The organism is Halovenus salina, from assembly GCF_026410925.1.
In the GTDB taxonomy this organism is placed as follows: domain Archaea; phylum Halobacteriota; class Halobacteria; order Halobacteriales; family Haloarculaceae; genus Halovenus; species Halovenus salina.
In genome coordinates this window covers 2,599,492-2,618,166 of the sequence record NZ_CP112972.1, presented here as the reverse complement: position 1 = coordinate 2,618,166, position 18,675 = coordinate 2,599,492, and the positions used below count along the sequence as shown (strand labels likewise).

General features: G+C 60.3%; 19 protein-coding genes and 1 pseudogene. 8 read left to right on the top strand and 12 right to left on the bottom strand.

Annotation, left to right across the window (positions count from 1 at the left end):
• Nucleotides 1-43: 43 nt before the first annotated feature.
• The gene (locus tag OSC37_RS13150; RefSeq protein WP_267161896.1) at nucleotides 44-1,747 is read right to left on the bottom strand and encodes a sensor histidine kinase; all 1,704 of its coding nucleotides are present in this window, start codon (nucleotides 1,745-1,747) and stop codon (nucleotides 44-46) included.
• A 126-nt stretch (nucleotides 1,748-1,873) separates the two neighbouring features.
• Here OSC37_RS13150 and OSC37_RS13145 point away from each other — a divergent pair.
• Nucleotides 1,874-2,564 (top strand): annotated as a pseudogene (locus OSC37_RS13145) (IS6 family transposase).
• Between the two features lie 69 nt (nucleotides 2,565-2,633).
• Here OSC37_RS13145 and OSC37_RS13140 read toward each other — a convergent pair.
• From OSC37_RS13140 to OSC37_RS13130, 3 genes are all read right to left on the bottom strand, one after another.
• Nucleotides 2,634-3,857: a mechanosensitive ion channel family protein gene (locus tag OSC37_RS13140; protein ID WP_267161895.1), complete on the bottom strand. Its 1,224-nt coding sequence runs from the start codon at nucleotides 3,855-3,857 to the stop codon at nucleotides 2,634-2,636.
• Nucleotides 3,858-3,888: 31 nt separating this feature from the next.
• Nucleotides 3,889-5,607: a sensor histidine kinase gene (locus tag OSC37_RS13135; protein WP_267161894.1), complete on the bottom strand. Its 1,719-nt coding sequence runs from the start codon at nucleotides 5,605-5,607 to the stop codon at nucleotides 3,889-3,891.
• 80 nt (nucleotides 5,608-5,687) lie between these two features.
• Nucleotides 5,688-6,653, bottom strand: coding sequence for a transcription initiation factor IIB (locus OSC37_RS13130; RefSeq protein ID WP_267161893.1), 966 nt, complete (start codon nucleotides 6,651-6,653; stop codon nucleotides 5,688-5,690).
• A gap of 177 nt (nucleotides 6,654-6,830) precedes the next feature.
• On the opposite strand from OSC37_RS13130, the gene rnhA reads away from it, so the two are divergent.
• Both rnhA and OSC37_RS13120 read left to right on the top strand, forming a co-directional pair.
• A complete protein-coding gene (rnhA, locus tag OSC37_RS13125) occupies nucleotides 6,831-7,424 on the top strand; it encodes a ribonuclease HI (protein ID WP_267161892.1) in 594 nt (197 codons plus the stop codon).
• The gene (locus tag OSC37_RS13120; protein WP_267161891.1) at nucleotides 7,417-8,013 is read left to right on the top strand and encodes a DUF7108 family protein; all 597 of its coding nucleotides are present in this window, start codon (nucleotides 7,417-7,419) and stop codon (nucleotides 8,011-8,013) included. The genes rnhA and OSC37_RS13120 overlap by 8 nt, the downstream gene beginning before the upstream one ends.
• Here the strand turns inward: OSC37_RS13120 and OSC37_RS13115 are convergent.
• Nucleotides 8,010-8,369: a PadR family transcriptional regulator gene (locus OSC37_RS13115; RefSeq protein WP_267161890.1), complete on the bottom strand. Its 360-nt coding sequence runs from the start codon at nucleotides 8,367-8,369 to the stop codon at nucleotides 8,010-8,012. The genes OSC37_RS13120 and OSC37_RS13115 overlap by 4 nt on opposite strands.
• Before the next feature lie 210 nt (nucleotides 8,370-8,579).
• On the opposite strand from OSC37_RS13115, the gene OSC37_RS13110 reads away from it, so the two are divergent.
• Nucleotides 8,580-9,113 (top strand): inorganic diphosphatase, encoded by a 534-nt coding sequence (locus OSC37_RS13110; RefSeq protein ID WP_267161889.1) that lies wholly within the window; start codon nucleotides 8,580-8,582, stop codon nucleotides 9,111-9,113.
• 60 nt (nucleotides 9,114-9,173) lie between these two features.
• On the opposite strand, the gene hisB is transcribed toward OSC37_RS13110, so the two are convergent.
• Genes hisB through OSC37_RS13090 form a run of 4 tightly spaced genes read right to left on the bottom strand, consistent with a single transcriptional unit; the run spans nucleotide 9,174 to nucleotide 11,725 of the window.
• Nucleotides 9,174-9,761, bottom strand: coding sequence for an imidazoleglycerol-phosphate dehydratase HisB (gene hisB / locus OSC37_RS13105; RefSeq protein WP_267161888.1), 588 nt, complete (start codon nucleotides 9,759-9,761; stop codon nucleotides 9,174-9,176).
• Between the two features lie 40 nt (nucleotides 9,762-9,801).
• The gene (locus OSC37_RS13100) at nucleotides 9,802-10,029 is read right to left on the bottom strand and encodes a hypothetical protein (RefSeq protein ID WP_267161887.1); all 228 of its coding nucleotides are present in this window, start codon (nucleotides 10,027-10,029) and stop codon (nucleotides 9,802-9,804) included.
• 41 nt (nucleotides 10,030-10,070) lie between these two features.
• Nucleotides 10,071-10,796 carry an endonuclease V gene (locus OSC37_RS13095; RefSeq protein WP_267161886.1) on the bottom strand — a complete coding sequence of 242 codons (726 nt, stop codon included), beginning with the start codon at nucleotides 10,794-10,796 and terminating at the stop codon, nucleotides 10,071-10,073.
• 2 nt (nucleotides 10,797-10,798) lie between these two features.
• Nucleotides 10,799-11,725, bottom strand: a complete 927-nt coding sequence (locus OSC37_RS13090) for a rhomboid family intramembrane serine protease (RefSeq protein WP_267161885.1) — start codon at nucleotides 11,723-11,725, stop codon at nucleotides 10,799-10,801.
• Nucleotides 11,726-11,944: 219 nt separating this feature from the next.
• Between OSC37_RS13090 and OSC37_RS13085 the strand changes: the two genes are divergently transcribed.
• A complete protein-coding gene (locus tag OSC37_RS13085; RefSeq protein ID WP_267161884.1) occupies nucleotides 11,945-13,045 on the top strand; it encodes a tRNA (guanine(26)-N(2))-dimethyltransferase in 1,101 nt (366 codons plus the stop codon).
• Between the two features lies 1 nt (nucleotide 13,046).
• Here OSC37_RS13085 and OSC37_RS13080 read toward each other — a convergent pair whose 3' ends face one another.
• Complete coding sequence (locus tag OSC37_RS13080) at nucleotides 13,047-13,442, bottom strand: hypothetical protein (RefSeq protein ID WP_267161883.1); 396 nt, start codon at nucleotides 13,440-13,442, stop codon at nucleotides 13,047-13,049.
• Nucleotides 13,443-13,586: 144 nt separating this feature from the next.
• Between OSC37_RS13080 and OSC37_RS13075 the strand changes: the two genes are divergently transcribed.
• Both OSC37_RS13075 and OSC37_RS13070 read left to right on the top strand, forming a co-directional pair.
• Nucleotides 13,587-14,051, top strand: coding sequence for a ribonuclease BN (locus OSC37_RS13075; RefSeq protein WP_267161882.1), 465 nt, complete (start codon nucleotides 13,587-13,589; stop codon nucleotides 14,049-14,051).
• 59 nt (nucleotides 14,052-14,110) lie between these two features.
• On the top strand, nucleotides 14,111-14,725 hold the full coding sequence (locus tag OSC37_RS13070) for an alpha/beta hydrolase (RefSeq protein ID WP_267161881.1): 615 nt from the start codon (nucleotides 14,111-14,113) through the stop codon (nucleotides 14,723-14,725).
• A 1-nt stretch (nucleotide 14,726) separates the two neighbouring features.
• Here OSC37_RS13070 and glnA read toward each other — a convergent pair whose 3' ends face one another.
• On the bottom strand, nucleotides 14,727-16,082 hold the full coding sequence (gene glnA / locus OSC37_RS13065; RefSeq protein WP_267161880.1) for a type I glutamate--ammonia ligase: 1,356 nt from the start codon (nucleotides 16,080-16,082) through the stop codon (nucleotides 14,727-14,729).
• A gap of 125 nt (nucleotides 16,083-16,207) precedes the next feature.
• Between glnA and lrp the strand changes: the two genes are divergently transcribed.
• Complete coding sequence (lrp, locus tag OSC37_RS13060; RefSeq protein WP_267161879.1) at nucleotides 16,208-16,663, top strand: HTH-type transcriptional regulator Lrp; 456 nt, start codon at nucleotides 16,208-16,210, stop codon at nucleotides 16,661-16,663.
• Between the two features lie 214 nt (nucleotides 16,664-16,877).
• On the opposite strand, the gene thsA is transcribed toward lrp, so the two are convergent.
• Entirely contained in the window at nucleotides 16,878-18,548 is a 1,671-nt protein-coding gene (gene thsA / locus OSC37_RS13055) for a thermosome subunit alpha (RefSeq protein ID WP_267161878.1), read from the bottom strand.
• Between the last annotated feature and the right edge of the window lie 127 nt (nucleotides 18,549-18,675).

Below are 18,675 nucleotides of genomic sequence, written 5' to 3'. Positions count from 1 at the left end.
TACCTGTATCAGACTGCCAGGTCGATAAGACTGTGGGCTCCTGTCACGTCGGTTCGTCTGTCTCGGCAGGTATCTCGACGGTTACGCTTGTGGCTCCCGCCTCAGTTTCGAACTCGACGCGCATGTCTGAGTTCCTGATGACCCAGTTCACGAGCCACAGGCCGATACCGCTGCCGTGCTGGAGCTGTGTCTCCTCTTGTTTTTCGAGGACGGCAAGCTCCTGAGCAGGGATTTCTGTTCCGTTGTTCGTGATGACCACTGTCGCGTACTCCTCGCCGTCGACCAGACTCACCTCGACGGTCGCGTCGTCAGTATCGCTGTGGACGAACGCGTTCTCGATGAGATTCTCGAACGCCGCCCGCATCGCTGGAATCGTGACGACCCAGTACTCCTCGGGTACGTCGACGGTGACCGTAACGTCCGGATACTGTTGGCTATAGCGGGTACACTGACTGTGGACTACCTCTCCGAGGTCGATTGGCCCTGATGTCTGGTCCTGTTTCACGAACGTCTCGACCGTGCGTGTCTTGTTACTGAGTGCGACGAGGTCGTCGGTAATCGAGCGAATCTCTTCGACCCTCTCTTTTTCCTTGCCGTCGACTTCGTCTACGAGCAGTTCCGAGTACGCCTGTACCGCCCCGAGGTCGTTCCGAATGTTGTGTCGCAGAATCCGAGACTGGACCTGCCGCAACAGGTCGAGGTCCTGTTCGCGTTCGCGCAGCTCTGTCACGTCCCGAAACACCAGAAGCGAGCCTGCCTTCGAGGAGCCCGGCGAAATCGAGCGCCGTTCGAAGACGAAATAGTGGGTTTCACCGTCTGTTTCGAGAGCGAGCTCCGGCTGTCGTTCGACGTTGCTCTCGTACAGTGAAAGCACCTCCGGCTGGTCCTTACAGAACTCCTCGAACGGAACTCCCATCGGGGTTTCCTCTGTTCCGAACAACCGGTTGGCGGCGGCGTTTGCATCGACGACCTGCCCTGACTGGTCGATACTGACAATCGGATCTGGCATCGTCTCCACGGCTGTGCGACGACTCACCGGGACAAGACTGAACAGCTGGTACTGATACAGTGCAACGCCCCACAACAGGGCCGTAATCAGGAACGTGACCGGCGTTAGGTCGACGTAGAGCGGGATAGCCTCGATGTTCCGGAATAGATGTGTCTGGAGCGCCCCGGGAAAGCCGACGATCCACCCTGCGAACATGAGCAACAGCTGTCGGCGGTGTGTTCCGTGTGCTCCCCAGAAATCAGAGAGAAGCAGGCCGACCGGCAACATGGCAAACGCAATTGCGAAGCAGATATGGACAAGATACCACGGCCCGAGAACGAGTTCGCTGATGCCAGTCGGGTTCGTCGGCGTCTCAGGAAGGACGACAAGGTGATGGAGCGGATTGGTGATCGACAACACTAACGTCACGACCGGAATCACCGAGAAGACGACGAGTACAGCAGGGCGAATCGAGACCCGCTCGCGTCGGAGATACTCCCAGGCAAAAAGGGGCCATCCAAAGGCCACAAGAATTTGGCTCAAGAACCGTCCGGTCAACGTCACGTGAACCGGGAAGACACGCGTCGGCCAGGTGACGATTATGAGCGCAAACGACCAGCCAACCATACCGAGCAGACAGAATAAAAGCCCCCGCGCGCCCGGCTTCTCCAGGGTGCGAACGGCGTATGCGGCGACACCGATAATCGGGACGGTGGACATGAACATCAGAAATGCCATCGACTGTGCGCCCTGTGTCATCGATGTTGCCCGCGTATTCGCATATCCCTATAATTCATGTTATCGCTATTAAAAAGCTAGGGGCGTGCTACGGGCGGTGTTCAGATAAGGATTGAAAAGTGAGGCGGAGCGTTTTTTGAGTGATCTATGCCCAAAAACACCCGCCTCAACGGTAGTATCGACCAGATCGACTTAGAGTTTGTTGAACGAGAAGCGACACCGCGATTTCTGATGAAGCTCAGTATTCAGCTGCATCTTGCCGGACTGTCGCTTTCGAATACTGTTTCAATTCTCGAACTATTCGGTGTCGAGCGTGCACGTTCTACAGTTCACAACTGGGTTCACAAGGCAGATCTACAGCCGGAAGACGGACAAAGTCCGGATCACGTTGCGGTTGACGAAACGGTGATCCAACTCAACGACGAGCAGTATTGGCTGTACGCTGCCGTCGACCCGGAAACAAACGAATTACTGCATACACAGCTTGAACCGACAACAAACAAGATCATCGCTCACGGGTTCTTTGCCGAGATCCGCGAGAAACGTGATGTTGACGACGTCCTCAGAAATCGTCGATTTCTGATGTGCGAACGAGACGCAAGCGTCTCGTTAACGCCGTGTTTCTCATTGATGGCTCGCAGTCGCTGAACGCTGCGTGTTCGAGATACGGCCTCGGTTTTAGAGACGAACGCCATGGACATTGGAATAGCGTCGAACGTATCTTTCGTACGGTAAAACGGTGAATCTCTTCGTTTCAAACTGTTTCAGCAACGCCAACGCAGCCACAGCTGACGACTGGCTCAAATCAGTCAGCTTCGCATTGAATCAGCCTACCTGAACACTCCCATCAAGATCATCCGTAGCTACCGCCCCATTCCTGGTCGTCGGCTACGCTCCGAGGGAGTGCTCACTCCTCTGGTCTCGTTGCCGGCGCTTCGACAGCCTCCTCGGGGATAGGGTCCTGGACGCGAAAGCCACCCGTTTCAGCACGCCCGGAAAGTTCGCGCTGGGGGTAGGGGATCTTGATGCCGGCGTCCTCGAAGGCTTCCTTGACGCCGTGGACAACCGACTCGACAGCGTGCCAGCGATGCTGTGGGGTTGGTCGGTCGACCCAGAATCGTAGTTCGAGGACAATAGCCGAGTCGCCAAAGGCCTTCGAGACGACCTGGGGTGGCGGAGCATTCGCGACTGCGTCGAGGTCTTCCATCACCGCCTGGGCAATCTCCTGTGCGCGCTCGGGGTCAGCCGCATAATCGATACCCACGTCGAGGCGGGTCCGTAGGTGGCCCTGGCTGGTGCGGTTGGTAATTGCGCTGTTACTCACGATGTCGTTCGGGATGACAATCGCCTCGCCGTCGAAGTTCTTCAGGCGCGTGTTCATGATCGTGATGTTCGTCACGATACCGTCCTCGTCGCCCACTTCGATCCAGTCGCCGACCGTAAAGGGCCGCGAGAACATCAACACGAAGCCAGCAATCATCGCCCCAAGCGTCTGTCTGGCGGCCATACCGACGACAATACCCAGGAACCCTGCACCAACCAACAGCCCCGAGAGATTGATACCCCATAGCGTAAGCACAGCTGTAATCGCAAACGCCAGCACACCGAGGTGGCTGAGCCGGAGCAGTATTTCCTGTTGGTGGTCTGTGACGTGGTCCGCCTCCTGACCGAACTGGTCGATCAGGTCGTTGAATAGGCCCATCGCAATGTACGCTCCAAAGAAGATACCGATCGTGACGGTGACACTCACCAAGAACGGAAGCGAGAGGCCAGTAAGCTGAACAACCGTCACTGCCGCATCGACAAGTCCCCAGACCACCAGCAACGAGACCAGCGCCAGGAAGGAAATCCCGAGCTGGACCAGGCGCAAAACCAGTCTGCCGAGGGTCGTCGGAATGTACGCCGACACCGTATCGACGAGAGAGACCATCTGGTCGTTCAACAGCCGGTCGCGGACTGCGTAGCCGAGCGTATGGACGATATATGGTGCTACAAAGAGGGCAACGGCGACCAAAGCTATCAGCGCCACAGCGCTGACGGCTACTCGACCTTCTGTCGTCTGTAACTCTTCGAGAAACGTCTGCACATCTGACAGCGAGACGAGGGGCAAAGTGACCACTGTCAGTGTCATATCCCTATGAGCCGCGCAACGAACTTGGATGTTACTTCTCGGCCCGTGTTCCGTGGTCTGCAATCGGGAGCCGTATCTCGGCGCTAGTCCCGCCAACTTCGGTGTCTTGGTCAAAGGAGAGCGTTCCCCCAGATTTGTCGACCAGCAGTCGCACCATCCAGAGTCCGATGCCAGACGTGTGCTGTAGCGCAGTCTCCTCGCCGGCTTCGAGTGTCTCTATCTCGGTGTTGCTGATCCCAGGGCCGTTGTCCTCGACCCTGAACACGCCCTTGTCGTCTGTGTTCGTGACCGTCACGCGGAGGCGCTTGCTGTCGTCGGAGTTGTGGGCCACGGCGTTGTGCAGCAACTCCCGAATCGCCCGGTGGATATCGGGATGGGAACGGACGTAGACATCCTCGTCTATCCGGCTCTCGACCTCGACAGTGGGATACTCCTCACGGAGCCTCGACAGCTCCTGTCGGGTAGTTCCTGTCAGCGTTCCAGAGGTATTCTCGGCCTCGGAATCGATGATATCACGCAGGTCTGTGGCCTTCTCGCTGTACTCGAGTAGCGTGTCGGCCGTCTCTCGAATCAGTTGTGTTTGTTCGTCGAACGTCCCGTCATCTTGGTCGGCGATAGCGAAGGTCTGGCCCTTGAGAACTGTCAGCTGGTTGCGGATGTTGTGTCGGAGAACGCGGGAGTGAATCTGTTTGAGCAAGTCGAGGTCGCGTTCGCGCTTCCGGAGCTGTGTCACCTCCCGGAACACCAACACGGAGCCGAATGTCGACCCACTCTGTTCGATTGGACAGACATCAAGTGAGAAATGACGCGGCCCGGCATCTTCGAGGGTGATGTCCTCACTGTGGCTCTGACCCGGTTCGACCATCGAGACGAGGTCTGGGTACCCTTGGCAAAACGAGCGCAGTGACAGGCCTGCTACGTCCTCCTCATGGACGCCGAACAGCTGGCAGGCCGCTGGGTTGGCATCGACCACGGTCCGGTTCGCGTCGATAGCGATGACGGGATCTGCCATCGTTTCGACGGTCGTCCGCCGGCTGACAGGCACCAGGCCGAACAGCTGGTACCGGAACAGTGCCATCCCCCACAGCGTTGCACTCACAGAGAAGGCAAGCGGCGTCAGGTCGACGTAGGCAGGAATGGACTCGAAGTTCCGAAACAGGTAGGTCTGAAGTGCACCCGGAAAGCCGATGAGCCAGCCCGCCAGAAGCAACAGGAGTTGCTTGCGGTGTGCGCCGTGTGCCGACAGCAACTCGTCGACCAGCAGACCAACCGGCGGCACGGCAACAGCGACTGCAAACGCGATAGCGACGAAGTACCACGGCCCCGTCTCGAACTGGCTGATTCCGACCGGGTCTGGGGGCATATCCGCCGCGAGAACCAGGTGGTGTGCCGGATTCGTGACTGAGAGTACGAACGTTACGGCCGGAAGAACGAGGAGAGCGACGACGAGAGAGCGAGAGATATCGACGCGCTCGCGCTTGCTGTACTCCCAGACCAGAAGTAGCCAGCCGAAGGCGACGCCGAACTGGGCCAGCTGACGAATCCCCGTGTTCAGGTGGACCGGAAGCAGCTGGCCCGGCCAGGCTAACAGCGCAAGCTGAATCGACCAGACGATTGCTCCGATCTGGCAGAATACGAATCCGCGAGCGCCCGGCTTCTCGATGTTCCGGTAGCCGTATGCAGCGAGACCGAGCATGGGCGTGGCACAGACCAACATCAGAATCGACATCGACTGTGCCGCCGTGCTCATTACCTTGACATTCGGTAATGAACAATTAAATCTACCTCTCAACACCGGATTTGCCGTGCGGGAAAAATGTGGCGACCGCGTTAGCTGTGGATACCCATCGCCTCGATCTGCTCTTGGTATCGGTTACGGATCGTGACCTCGGTGACCTGCGCGACATCGGCAACCTCGCGTTGTGTCTTTTTCTCGTTACACAGAAGCGAGGCGGCGTAGATTGCGGCAGCCGCGTATCCGGTCGGCGACTTCCCGGAGAGCAACCCTTTCTCTGCGGTCGTTTCGATAATCTCGTTTGCCTTGGTCTGTACCTCTTCGGACAAGCTCAGTTCGGAACAGAAGCGTGGGACGTACTTTTTCGGATCTACCGGTTCCATCTCCAGGCCGAGTTCCTGCGAGATATACCGGTATGTGCGGCCGATCTCCTTTCGCTCCACGCGAGAGACGTCGGAGATCTCTTCGAGGCTGCGTGGAATCCCCTCCTTCCGGCAGGCAGCGTACAGGGCGCTCGTGGCGACCCCCTCGATGGAACGCCCCCGAATGAGGTCGTCTTTGAGTGCCCGCCGGTAGATGACCGAGGCGACCTCCCGGACCGACCGAGGGACCCCGAGTGCAGAGGCCATCCGGTCGATCTCAGACAGCGCAAACTGGAGGTTTCGCTCGCCCGCATCCTTCGTCCGGATGCGCTCTTGCCACTTGCGCAGTCGGTGCATCTGGCTTCGTTTCTTCGAGGAGATAGACCGGCCGTAGGCGTCTTTGTCCTTCCAGTCGATGGTCGTTGTCAACCCCTTGTCGTGCATCGTCTGGGTCGTCGGCGCGCCGACCCGAGACTTCTCCTGTCGCTCCTGGTGGTTGAACGCCCGCCATTCCGGTCCTGGATCGATGTTGCCTTCCTCGACGACGAGGCCACAGTCGTCACAGATGAGTTCCCCCCTGTCCGAACTCTTGACCAGGTTCTCGGACCCACACTCTGGACAGTCTCGCACGTCCTCGGATTCCTCTTGTTCAGTCGTAGACTCACGCTCGCGCTCCCGCTGGCGGCTGGACCGTGTCATCGCATTTTTATAGTAGTAAGATAGAGAAACTTAAACCCTTGGCAAGTATTTTGTGTTTTTCATTGAGACAGGATAACGGCTGAGCGAGGAAACCGCCAGACAGCGCAGGCACGGTATTCTGTCGAGACAGAGAGAACCGAAAGGCATACAAGGGATTCGACGGTGAAGTAAGTGTCAATGCCGGTCATCGAGTGCGATCCTGCGCTGGCGCGCGAGCGGCTAGAGGCGGCTGATATCGAGCCCGAAGCGGGCAACACTGACCACGAGCGCTGGCGTGCCGAGCGCGGGGACGCAACCGCCGTCGCTTACGACGGTAAAGTCGTCGTACAGGGTGGTGACACAGCTCGCCTGGAGGCGCTTCTTCGGGAGGGCGGCGGTCGCGCACACGTTTACTCCGATGGCGCCTCCCGAGGAAATCCCGGACCGTCGGCGATTGGCTGGGTCATCGTGACCGGCGACGGTATCGCCACCGAGGGCAACAAGCGAATCGGCGACACCACCAACAACCAGGCGGAGTACGCGGGACTAATCCACGCGCTCGAAGTGGCCGAGGGATACGGTTTCGAGGAGGTCGAGATTCGTAGCGACTCGGAGCTGGTCGTCAAACAGATTCGTGGCGAGTACGACGTGAACAGCCCGGAGCTCCGCGAGAAGCGCGTGCAGGCAATGGAATTGCTCTCGGGCTTCGAGTCGTGGTCGCTCGAACACGTTCCGCGCGAACTAAACGAACGCGCCGATAACCTCGCGAACGAGGCCTTCGAGCATGGCTGAAAACGACAGTGACCGCGTCGACGGGACGACCGACGAACCGTTGCCGGCGGATGTTATCGACCGGGCAGAACAGCTTACGCGACGAGCGCGCGAGGCAATCGACGACAACGAGGCCGCGGCCTACCGCGAGGAACGCGCCGAGTTACTCGAGGAGTACGACTACCGGGCACGAATCCGAGAGGACGACGACGACGTACTGGTGTTGTACCCCGACGAGTGGCTCGAGGACGGTGTCGCACAGCTCGACGCAATCGAGAGTCTCGACCGCGGTATCGAGCGTCGACTGGAAGGTGCTGGCGATGCCGAACAGTGGCGCACAATCGAGGAACACAACCGTGACCTCGCGGACCAGGTCGAACGCGCTCACGGCGAGGTCCACGGGGCGAACGCACACGCACTCGCCGACTTCATGAGCAACCACTACGCCAAGGAAATCGAGCAGGCGACCGGCGAGGAGATTGCCGAGTTCCGTGAGGAGTACTTCCCGCGCAACGCCTGGCCCAGCGACGAGCAACAGGCCGCCGTGGATGACTCTCTGGAGTACGTCTTCGAGTGTGTGCGGACAGAGCCGCCGACCTGGGAGAACTAGTTCGTCTGTTCGACGAGCGTCTCGATGTCGTCTGCACGGTCACCATCGATGACGAGGCGGTCGAACGTCCACTCGAGCTGGTTGAGGAGCGCATCGTACCCGTCGTCGGTCAGTGCGTACTGATTTGTGCGCTTGTCGAGTTCACTCTTCTCGACCAGCCCCATCTCGACGAGGTCGTCGAGGTTCGGGTAGAGGCGGCCGTGATTCACTTCGGTCTCGTAGTACGCTTCGAGCTCGCGCTTGATAGCGAGACCGTACCGGGGTTCCTCTGCGAGTATCGTCAGGATGTTCTGCTGGAACGCCGTCAGCTCGCTGGCAATACCTGGGGTGTCAGCAACTGCTTGTGCCTCTGACATTACCTGATTGTACATCAGGACGACACTTAACCGTTGGTAAACTAACTCTACGTTGTCAAAAGTTAACCGCAATACAACGGACCGATATAGATGTGTCTGTCGCGGTGGCTGGTGTTTCACCACCTTGATACGAACCCTGGACCGTGTGCCTATCGCCGGTTACGACTCAGACCGAAAGTAGTTTTTGACCGACGGTCGGACCGGAGAACGATGGTAAACCTCTGGGAAGACCTCGAGACCGGACCGAACCCGCCCGAGGAGATATACGCGGTCGTCGAGTGCCTGAAAGGCGAACGGAACAAATACGAGTACGACAAGGACGTTCCCGGCGTCGTGCTGGACCGTGTCCTGCACAGCAACGTCCACTACCCCTCCGACTACGGCTTCATCCCGCAGTCGTACTACGACGACGAGGACCCTTTCGACGTGCTCGTGCTGGTCGAGGACCAGACGTTCCCCGGCTGTGTTATCGAGGCACGCCCCGTCGCCCTGATGAAGATGGACGACGACGGCGAGCAAGACGACAAGGTCATCGCCGTCCCCAGCGAGGACCCTCGCTACGACAACGTCCAGGATGTCGACGACCTCACCGAGCAGACCCGCGACGAGATTAGTGAGTTCTTCGAGACCTACAAGAATCTCGAAGAGGGCAAGCAGACCGAGACGCTGGGCTGGGAGGACCGCGAGGCCGCCTTCGACGCGATCGAACACGCCCAGGACCTCTACGAAGAACACTTCGGCTGAGCGGTTTTGATCGGCCAGCAGCCTGCTGGTCTCGACAGACAGTTCCTGTGAGTTGTATCGCTACAGTTCGCCTTTCGTGCTCGGTGCCGCGCTGCGGCGCTCGTCGATTCGTGTTGCGTCGTCGAGTGTCCGTGCCAGCGCCTTGAACAGTGCCTCTATCTCGTGGTGGGCATTTTCACCGTCGACGCTCGCGTGCAGCGTCAGTCCGGCATTGGTCGCGAGCGAGCGACAGAAGTGTCGGGCCATATAGCTGGTCATCCCGCCGACCGCTTCCTGTGAGAACGCGCCGTCAAAGGAGAAATAGGGGCGGCCGCTGATGTCAACGACGACACCAGCCTGTGATTCGTCCATCGGGACACGTCGGTCGGCGAACCGACGGATGCCACGCTTCTCGCCGAGTGCCTCGTCGAGGGCCTGTCCGAGCGTGATGGCGACATCCTCGACGGTGTGGTGGTCGTCGATGTCGAGGTCGCCGTCACAGGAGACCGTGAGGTCGAACAGCCCGTGTGTCGCGAACGATTCGAGCATGTGGTCGAAAAAGCCGATGCCGGTGTCGATGGTCGCGTCGCCGTCGCCGTCGAGCGCGAGGAGCACCTCGATGTCGGTCTCGGCTGTCTCGCGCGTGACGGCCGCACTGCGGTCTGTCATACTCTCTGGGAGGGGGGCCGACTACTTGGCCGTTGTGTCCTCACTCGACCTGCGTCACGAGTTCGGTCACCCTGCCACCCTCGTACTCGACTGCCTCGATTGTCTTCTCGACCTCGTCACCGTCAACTCCCGCAACGTTTCCCATCGGGACAACCCTTGTTCGGTCGTCGCTCTCGGCGAGAACCACGTCGCCGACCAGCTTCGCCGTCTCGCAGTCGAGTGTCTCGTTACCGTCGATGGCCGTATCGAGATGTACGCTCACGCTCATACAGCCGCGAGTACGCCACACGACCTCATAAGCGTAGGCCCTCAGCTTGTCAGTTCGTCCGCGTACGCGTCGGCCAGCCGCGTCGGTTCGGGAAGTTTGTACTCGGTTGCGTGTCGGGCAACCACGTCGGCGGCAGTCTCGGCACTCACCCGGTGGCCCGGACTGACATAGAGCGGATTGATATGACGGGAACCAGAGTCGTACTGCCGCGTCTGGACCGCGTAGCCGATGACTGTCCCGTCGGGTGCAGTCACATCTTCATCTGCCTCGATTGGCACGCGTTCGCCCGCCGGCAGTGGCTCGGATAGCGACTCACGGGGCTGTCCACAGAGCAGGTTCTTTGCGACACCGACGGTCGGAACGTCGAGGGTCACGCCGATATGTGTGGCCAGGCCGGCCTCCCGGAAGTGAATCCGGCCGCTCCCGTCGACAAGCACCACATCGGGTTTCTGCTCTACCCGCTCAAATGCGGCGAGAATCGCGCCGCCCTCACGGAAACTCAGCAGGCCAGGGATATATGGAATCTCGGTCGGCTCCGTCGCGTGGGTGCGCTCGATGACCTCGGTTCCCTGCATGACGACAACCGCGCTGGTCGCCTGCTCCCCGTCGAAGGCCTGGTCGACGCCGGCGACGACCGGCGGCTGGCCGAACGTCGACCCGAGGTCGTCAGTGAAGACCCCGGCGTCGGCGATATCGGTCTGGAGTGCCTCCATCTCTGTCCGAGACAGCGACGAATCGGGGACGAACTCGGGACGTGCAAGCTCCATGGTCAGGGTCGCCGACCGGGGCCTCCCGGACCGGGTGGACCGCGGCCCGGGCCGCCAGGGCCGCCGCCGAAACGATACTGTCCAGGCAGTCGGACGCGGTCTTTGACACGCTGGCCGTAGGCGAGCCCGAGCAGGACGCCGACCAGGTGGGCGACGTGTGCGATGCCGCCGGCCCCGGGTCCACCGGTGGCGATGAGGAGGAGGCTGATTGCGATGGTGCCGCCGGTGATAATCCAGATCTGGAGCGGAATAACGAAATAGAGGTAGACGGTGAGGTCAGGCTTCAAGACCGTGAGAACGCCCATCAGTGCGAGTGCCGCGCCGCTTGCCCCAACGACACCAGGGCCGCCAGAGCCAAGCGCCATCTGATAGAGGACCTGGCCGGCCCCGGCGAGAACACCGCTCACGAGGAACAACACTGCGAACTCCTTCGAGCCGATATACTGCTCGACCAGTCGGCCGAAGAAGTAGATGACGATGCCGTTGAACAGGATGTGTAGAAAGCTGCCCGGCGAGTGGGCGAAAATCGACGTAATCCAGGTCCACACGAATAGTGGGTTCTCCGGGGAGAAGACGAAAAGCGTCTGGTGGGCGCTCTCGCCCAGCGTGAGAAGGACCACGAACTGGATCATATACGTCACCGCCATCAACAGGAGAACGATATAGGTCATGTTCCCCCGAAAGTACGCGAGCGGCCCACCCGGGCCGGTGTCGACGCCGAGTTTCGCCAGAATTCCGTCGTCTTGGGTGTCGTCGATGACCGTGTCGTCGAATCCACTGTCGAAGACGGGTCCGGAGTTGTCCCAGTTCTGGAGCCCGGGACAGTCGTGGTTCTCCGGCAGCCGGTGTTCCGAGCAATAAGTCCCGTCACAGTGGCGACAGTGATACGGCATACTCTCTTCTTGGCCGCAAATGTCACACTCCGCCATTGTCCGCACATAACACCGGCCACGGGAAAGATATTGTGCTTGACACGGTCCCAATATGTATATCCGAAGCCGACACCACCGAACCCATGAGCTGACCAGTGACCGCGGGGCGGCTCGCGGGAGTCCGGCACATCGCTCCGTGGGCCGCGCCGTGCCGGCTGTTCGCCACTGAGTGCCGAGAACCGTGTCGCTTTTGCGGGCTGGTGCCGTCGTCGGCGTATGAACGTCCGGGAAGGCTCCGTCGAACTCGTCGTTCCAGAGCAGGGAGAAGGTGCCGGGGACGAGGTGTTCTTCAACCCGGTCCAGGAACTCAACCGCGACCTCACTGTCGCTGTTCTTCGGGCATACCAGGACCGAGAGCCTCGTGCGAAGACGTATCTCGACGCCATGACCGCAAGCGGTGCACGCGGAGTGCGGGCCGCGGCCGACGGCTGGGACGTGACCTGCTGTGATATCGACGAGGACGCTATCGACCTCTGCCAAGAGAATCTCGCACGCAACAACCTTGACGGCGACGTGCGTAACCGTGATGTCAACGCGCTGTTGCACGACGACTACTTCGACGTTGTCGACATCGACCCGTTCGGGACGCCAATACCGTTTGCCGACGCCGCCTTCCAGGGGACGCGGAATCTCCTGTGTGTGACGGCGACCGACACCGCCCCGCTGTGTGGTGCACACTTCGAGAGCGGCGTTCGAAATTATAGTGCGGTGCCACGGAACACCGAGTATCACGCCGAAATGGGTGTCCGGATTCTGCTGTCGGCCCTGGTCCGAACAGGGGCCCGCTACGACATCGCACCGCGCCCGGTGTTGACACACGCAACAAAACACTATGTCCGGACATACCTCGAACTCGACCGCGGCGCGACAGTCGCAAACGAGATGGTCGACAGACTGGGGTACATCCATCACTGCGAACACTGCCTGTACCGCGAGAGTGAGGCCGGGCTGATTGCGGACCCACCCTCGTCGTGTCCGCTCTGTGACCACGGAATCCAGACGGCCGGCCCGGTCTGGCTCGACGGAACCTGTGACCCCGAGTTCGTCGCGTCCGTCCGTGATAGTCTGAGCGACGATATGGAGACAGCAGAGAATATCGACGGATTGCTCTCGACACTCACAGACGAGCTAGCGGTCCCGACACACTACGACCAGCACCGGCTCTGCAAGCGCTGGGGTCGGCCTGCTCCCTCGATGGATAGCTTCCTCGAACAGCTCCAGGAAGCAGGACACGAGGTCTCGCGGACTCATTACGGCGGGACGACGTTCAAAACGACCGCATCCGTCGACGAGATTGAGGCTGTCACCGGGAAGTAGCTTACCCACCGATACCGCGAGCGATGCGGCTGGCGAGCGCGTAGACGACGCTGTAAGCCGGCGTCAAAAAGTAGTTCACCATCGCCACGAGTCCCGCAACCCCACCGAGAGACTGGAGTTCGACGGAGGTCGCGTCCGGGAAGACGACAACAGCACCCAACGCGAGAAGCGGCGAGAGCCAGAGATGTGGCGCATACTGACCGAGGTCGTAGCCAAGAACAGTCGGTACTGTCGCCAGGGTCTCGCGTACGGCTGCGAGTGCAAGAGCAGCGAGTCCGAGCCCGACAGCGAAGGGAACAGACGCACCGATACCGATTGTTCCCGGCAGGATGAGCACAACGCTGGTCACGAGCAGGACCGCTGTGACCCGTCGTATTGTCACGCGAGGCTCTTCCATACGGAGAGGTAGCCGCCGACCGTCTAATGGCTTTCGAGGCCGTGCTGTGACACCGGCGTCGCCGTCAACGCGGTGTTGGCAGACAGCCACGAAGACCGGCAACTACAACAGGTGTCGGGTCGACACCTTACACAACGAGCGACTATGGGCGAAGCTGATGGGCCGATAGACGACGACACGAGTGAGCCAGAGGGTGACCGAAACGCGTCGGGGCGTGGCGAGCGGACAAGCAGGGCACAGCGCGAGCGCCAAGCCGTGACGCGCGACGAGCTACGCGAGCTGCAGGACCAACTCGAAGCATTCGAATCCGAGATCGAAGACCGAACCGTCCATCGGGAAGAGCTCGAAGACGACCTGAAACAGTACGTCCGGGGGCGAGTCCGTCGCGGTCACGCCACCGGGTGGGGACCGTATCTCGTCTTACTGTACGGGACTGTGATGACACTCGGAGCGTTTTACTTCCTCGGTGGCGGCTGGGCGATTCTCGCGATGCTCGTCATCTGGCTGTCGACGCTCGGGCTCTACGCGCTGATGGTGCTTGTCGGTGTGACGGTGAAAGCCGTTGGCGCGCCCGGGCGAATACTCGACAAGCTACGAAGTCTGCGCTGAAGGAAGACACCACAACCAGCCACCGAATTTATAATATCGGGTCGGGAAAACCAGTCTTGATGGAGGAGACGACCTTAACAGTCCACGGCGATGAGTACCCCGGCCGTCTGACCGTCCCCGACGTGGAGACCGAACGCGGCGTTCTGGTGGTTCCCGGCGCGGGACACGGCCCCTTCGGGGACGTCTTCGACGGATTTGCCGAGGCAGCCACAGACGCCGGACACCTAGTTGCCAGGTTCCACACCTGGACGGGCCCAGACGACCTCGAAGCGAAGACGGCTGCCGACTTCCGCGAGGAGATATATGCAGGAATCGACCTACTCAGAGCCCGGGGGTGTACGACGGTTGCCGTCGTCGCAAAGAGCTTCGGCGGCCGACTCGCGCTCGAACACGCGACAGACGAAGCCGACCGGATGGTACTGTGGGCACCGGCGATACTGTTCGGGAGCCACGACGACGCTCCCTCAATAGCTCCCGAGACGCTTCGTAGTATTGAGATACCCGTACTGGTGTTACAAGGCGACGAGGACGACGTCGTCCCGGCAGCGAACGGCAAGCGCATCGCCGACCGAATTCCTGGTGGGACGTTCGTCAAACTCCCCGGCGAAGACCACTCGTTTGTAACCGAGCAAGAGCGAATAATCGAAAAGACGTGCGCGTTCCTGTCGGCGTAGCTCAGAACGTTTCGAGATAGCGGTCGAGTTCCCACTGGGAAACGTCGACGAGGTAGTCCTCGAACTCCTGGGTTTTCGCCTCGACGAACTTCTCGGCGACGTGAGAGCCGAGGGCATCCATCACGACCTCGTCGGATTCGAGTGCTTCGACCGCCTCGCCCAGATTCGAGGGGAGCGTCTCGATGCCGTACTCTTCACGCTTCTGTTCGTCGAACTCGTAGATGTTCTCCCGAACCGGCTCCGGGCAGTCGAGGTCGTTCTCGATGCCGTCGAGCCCGGCCTGGATGAGCGCGGCGACCGCAAGATAGGGGTTACACGAGGGGTCGGGGAACCGCGCTTCGATGCGCGAGGCTGCGGGGACGCGGGCGGCTGGCTTCCGAATCAGCGCCGACCGGTTCACGTCCGACCACGCGACGTACACCGGCGCTTCGTAGCCGGGGACCAGCCGTTTGTAGCTGTTTACCGTCGGGTTCGTGACCGCGGCCAGTGCCGGCGCGTGTTCGAGAATCCCAGCGAGGAACTGCTTTGCCGTCTCGCTGAGGTTGAACTCGTCGTCGTCGTCGTGGAACACGTTGTCCCCGTCTTCGGTGAAAAGCGACAGGTGTGTGTGCATCCCGGAGCCGTTGATGCGCGGAATCGGCTTCGGCATGAACGTCGCGTGCAGGTCGTGTTCGGCCGCCAGCGCCCGCACCGCGACCCGGAAGGTGGCGATGTTGTCGGCCGTCGTCAGCGCGTCTTCGTACTTGAAGTCGATCTCGTGCTGGCCTTCTGCGACCTCGTGGTGGCTCGCCTCCACCTCGAACCCCATCTCGTCGAGACCGTAGATGATGTCGCCACGGACATCCTGTGCGAGGTCTTTCGGTGCCATGTCGAAGTACCCACCCTTGTCGTGAGTCGTCGTCGTCGCACGGCCCTCCTCGTCTTCCTCGAACAGGAAAAACTCCGGCTCCGGCCCGGCGTTGACTTTGTATCCCATTTCGTGTGCCCGATCGATGGCATTCTTGAGGACGCGGCGCGGGTCACCGGAGAACGGCTCGCCTGTCGTCGTATCGATAACGTCACAGATGAGCCGGGCACTCGTCACGTCACCGTTGTTCCGCCAGGGCAACAGCGCGAACGTATTCGGGTCAGGTTCGAGACGCATGTCCGACTCCTGAATCCGGACGAACCCGTTTATCGAGGAGCCGTCGAAGTAGATCCCTTCCCTGAACGCCTTCTCAGTCTGGTCGGCCGGGACAGAAACGTTCTTTACCGTCCCCAGAATGTCGGTGAACTGCAACCGGAGAAAGTCGACATCCTCCTCTTCGATGCGGTCGAGTACTGCCTCTGCTTCACTCGATAGACTTTTACTTGTCATCTTTCGACACGCGAATGAGCGTCCTACACATACTAAAACCCACCCATTTTGAGCAAACCTTGCACGACAGCGAAAAAATTGCATATTCGTAAAATTCTAATGGGAAGGGTTCGTTTCTCGGACTGATGACGTACGAAAATTTAGACGAGAAATTGGTGAATGCACTTCTGGGAGACGGACGAGCGAGTCTGCGAAGTCTCGCAGAGGACCTCGATGTCTCGGTGACGACCATCTCGAATCATCTCTCGGCGCTGGAAGAGGAAGGCATCATCCAGGGATACACGCCAAAAATCGACTACGGCGCTGTCGGGTACGACGTGACCGCAATCCTCCAGTTGAAAGTCGAGGGAAGCGCGCTCGTCGAGGTGACTGACACGCTGAGCGACCACCCACAGATGGTGAGTGTCTACGAGACCACCGGCGACCACGATATCATTGCTATCGGGAAATTCCGGAACACAGACGACATGAACGACACAATAAAGGACCTGTTGACAGATCCGGAAATCAAAGAGTCGAACACTAGTGTCGTTCTCAACCCCGCCAAAGAGCACGAACAGTTCGATCTGGACGGAGAGTGAGTCTGTATCCAGATCAGTTACTCGCTGAGACGAGGACGCCGTAGCCGATAGCCCGCTCGCCCACCAAGCTGTTCTGTAGTCTCGTCGCGTTCCTGCGTCTCTCACGAGAGCAGCAGCCTCGCTGGTGAACGGTCAAAAATGAAAAAATCACGTAGACAATTCGTGGAATCGGTACGTCGGTCGGCAGATGACAGCGCAGGGTGTGTGGCCGAACTTACATCGCGCCGCCCATGCCGCCCATGCCGCCCATGCCGCCCATGCCGCCCATGCCACCGGCACCGGGGCCGCCAGCGGGCTCGTCGTCGTCATCGTCGCCCTGGCCACCCTTGAGGTCGCCAGCAGCGATGACGTCGTCGATGCGCAGCAGCATCACGGCGGCTTCGGTCGCGGACTCGATTGCCTGGGTCTTGACGCGCAGCGGCTCGACTGCAACGTCGCTCATGTCGTCGACGGAGCCGGTGTCGGCGTTGAGACCGTAGCTGGTGTTGTCGCTGTCGTGCTCGCTGCGGAGCTCGACGAGCGAGTCGATTGGGTCCAGCCCAGCGTTCTCGGCGAGCGTGCGGGGGATGACGTCGATAGCGTCGGCGAAGGCCTCGATTGCGAGCTGCTCGCGGCCGCCGACACTGTCGGCGAAGTCACGCAGCTGCAGCGAGAGTTCGGTCTCGGGCGCGCCGGCACCGGGGACGACCTTGCCGTCCTCCAGGGTCGCGGCGACGACACCGAGCGAGTCTTCGATAGCGCGTTCGACTTCGTCGACGACGTGGTCGGTACCGCCCTGCAGGATGAGCGAGACTGCGCGGGCGTCGTCGACGTCTTCGACGAATATTTTCTCGTCGCCAGCGAGCTCTTTCTCGGTGACAGAGCCGGCGAAGCCGAGGTCGTCCTCGGAGATGTCTTCGATGTTCGAGATGATGCGGGCGCCCGTCGAGCGGGCGAGTGCGCTGATGTCGGACTTCTTGGCACGGCGCACGGCGAGGATGCCCTCCTCGGCGAGGTAGTGCTGTGCCATGTCGTCGATGCCTTTCTGGCAGAAGACGACGTCAGCACCGGAGGCGACGATGTTGTCGACGAGCTCGCGGAGCTGCTCTTCTTCCTGGTCGAGGAACTCCTGGAGCTGGTCGGGGTCGGAGACGTTGACCTCGGTGTCGAGTTCGGTCTCGGGGACTTCGATGGCCGTGTCGATGAGGGCGATGTCGGCGTCCTGCTTGAACTTGGGCATGTTCTCGTGGACGCGGTCTTTGCCCACGATGACGCCCTCGACAAGGGTGGACTCGTCGATTGAGGAGCCGACGACGGTCTCGATCTGGACGTTGTCCGTGTCGACACTCTCCTCGTCAGCGACCGACTGGACGGCGCGGACGACGAGTTCGGCGAGGTGGTCTTTGGCGCTTTCTGCGCCCTTGCCGGTCATGGCGGTGCGGGCGACGCTTTCGAGAACGTCGGTGTCGTCCTCGTCGACCTCGATAGCGATGTCCTCGACGATCTCTTTTGCCTCCTCGGCGGCCTGGCGGTAGCCCTGTGCGAGGATGGTGGCGTGGATGTCCTGGTCGAGAAGGTTCTCGGCCTCGGAGAGAAGCTCACCGGCGATGACGACCGCCGTGGTCGTGCCGTCGCCGACCTCGTCCTCCTGGGTCTGGGCGACCTCGACGACCATGTTGGCCGCCGGGTGCTCGATGTCCATCTCGTCAAGAATGGTGACGCCGTCGTTCGTGACGACGACACTCCCTGAGGAGTCAACGAGCATCTTGTCCATGCCTTTCGGTCCGAGTGTTGTCCGTACGGACTCGGCGACGGCGGTCCCTGCCGTGATGTTCATCGACTGTGCGTCCTTGCCTGAGGTTCGCTGGCTCTCTTCCGAGAGAACGATGAGGGGCTGGTTGCCCATCTGCTGAGACATAATCACTCGAAGATTGAATGTGCTTCTATATAAAGATTACTGTTACGAGTGTAGAGAGTCGCTGTGTCTGGGGATAACACATGTTATTCAGTATCACACAGTGGCGGTTTAAGTA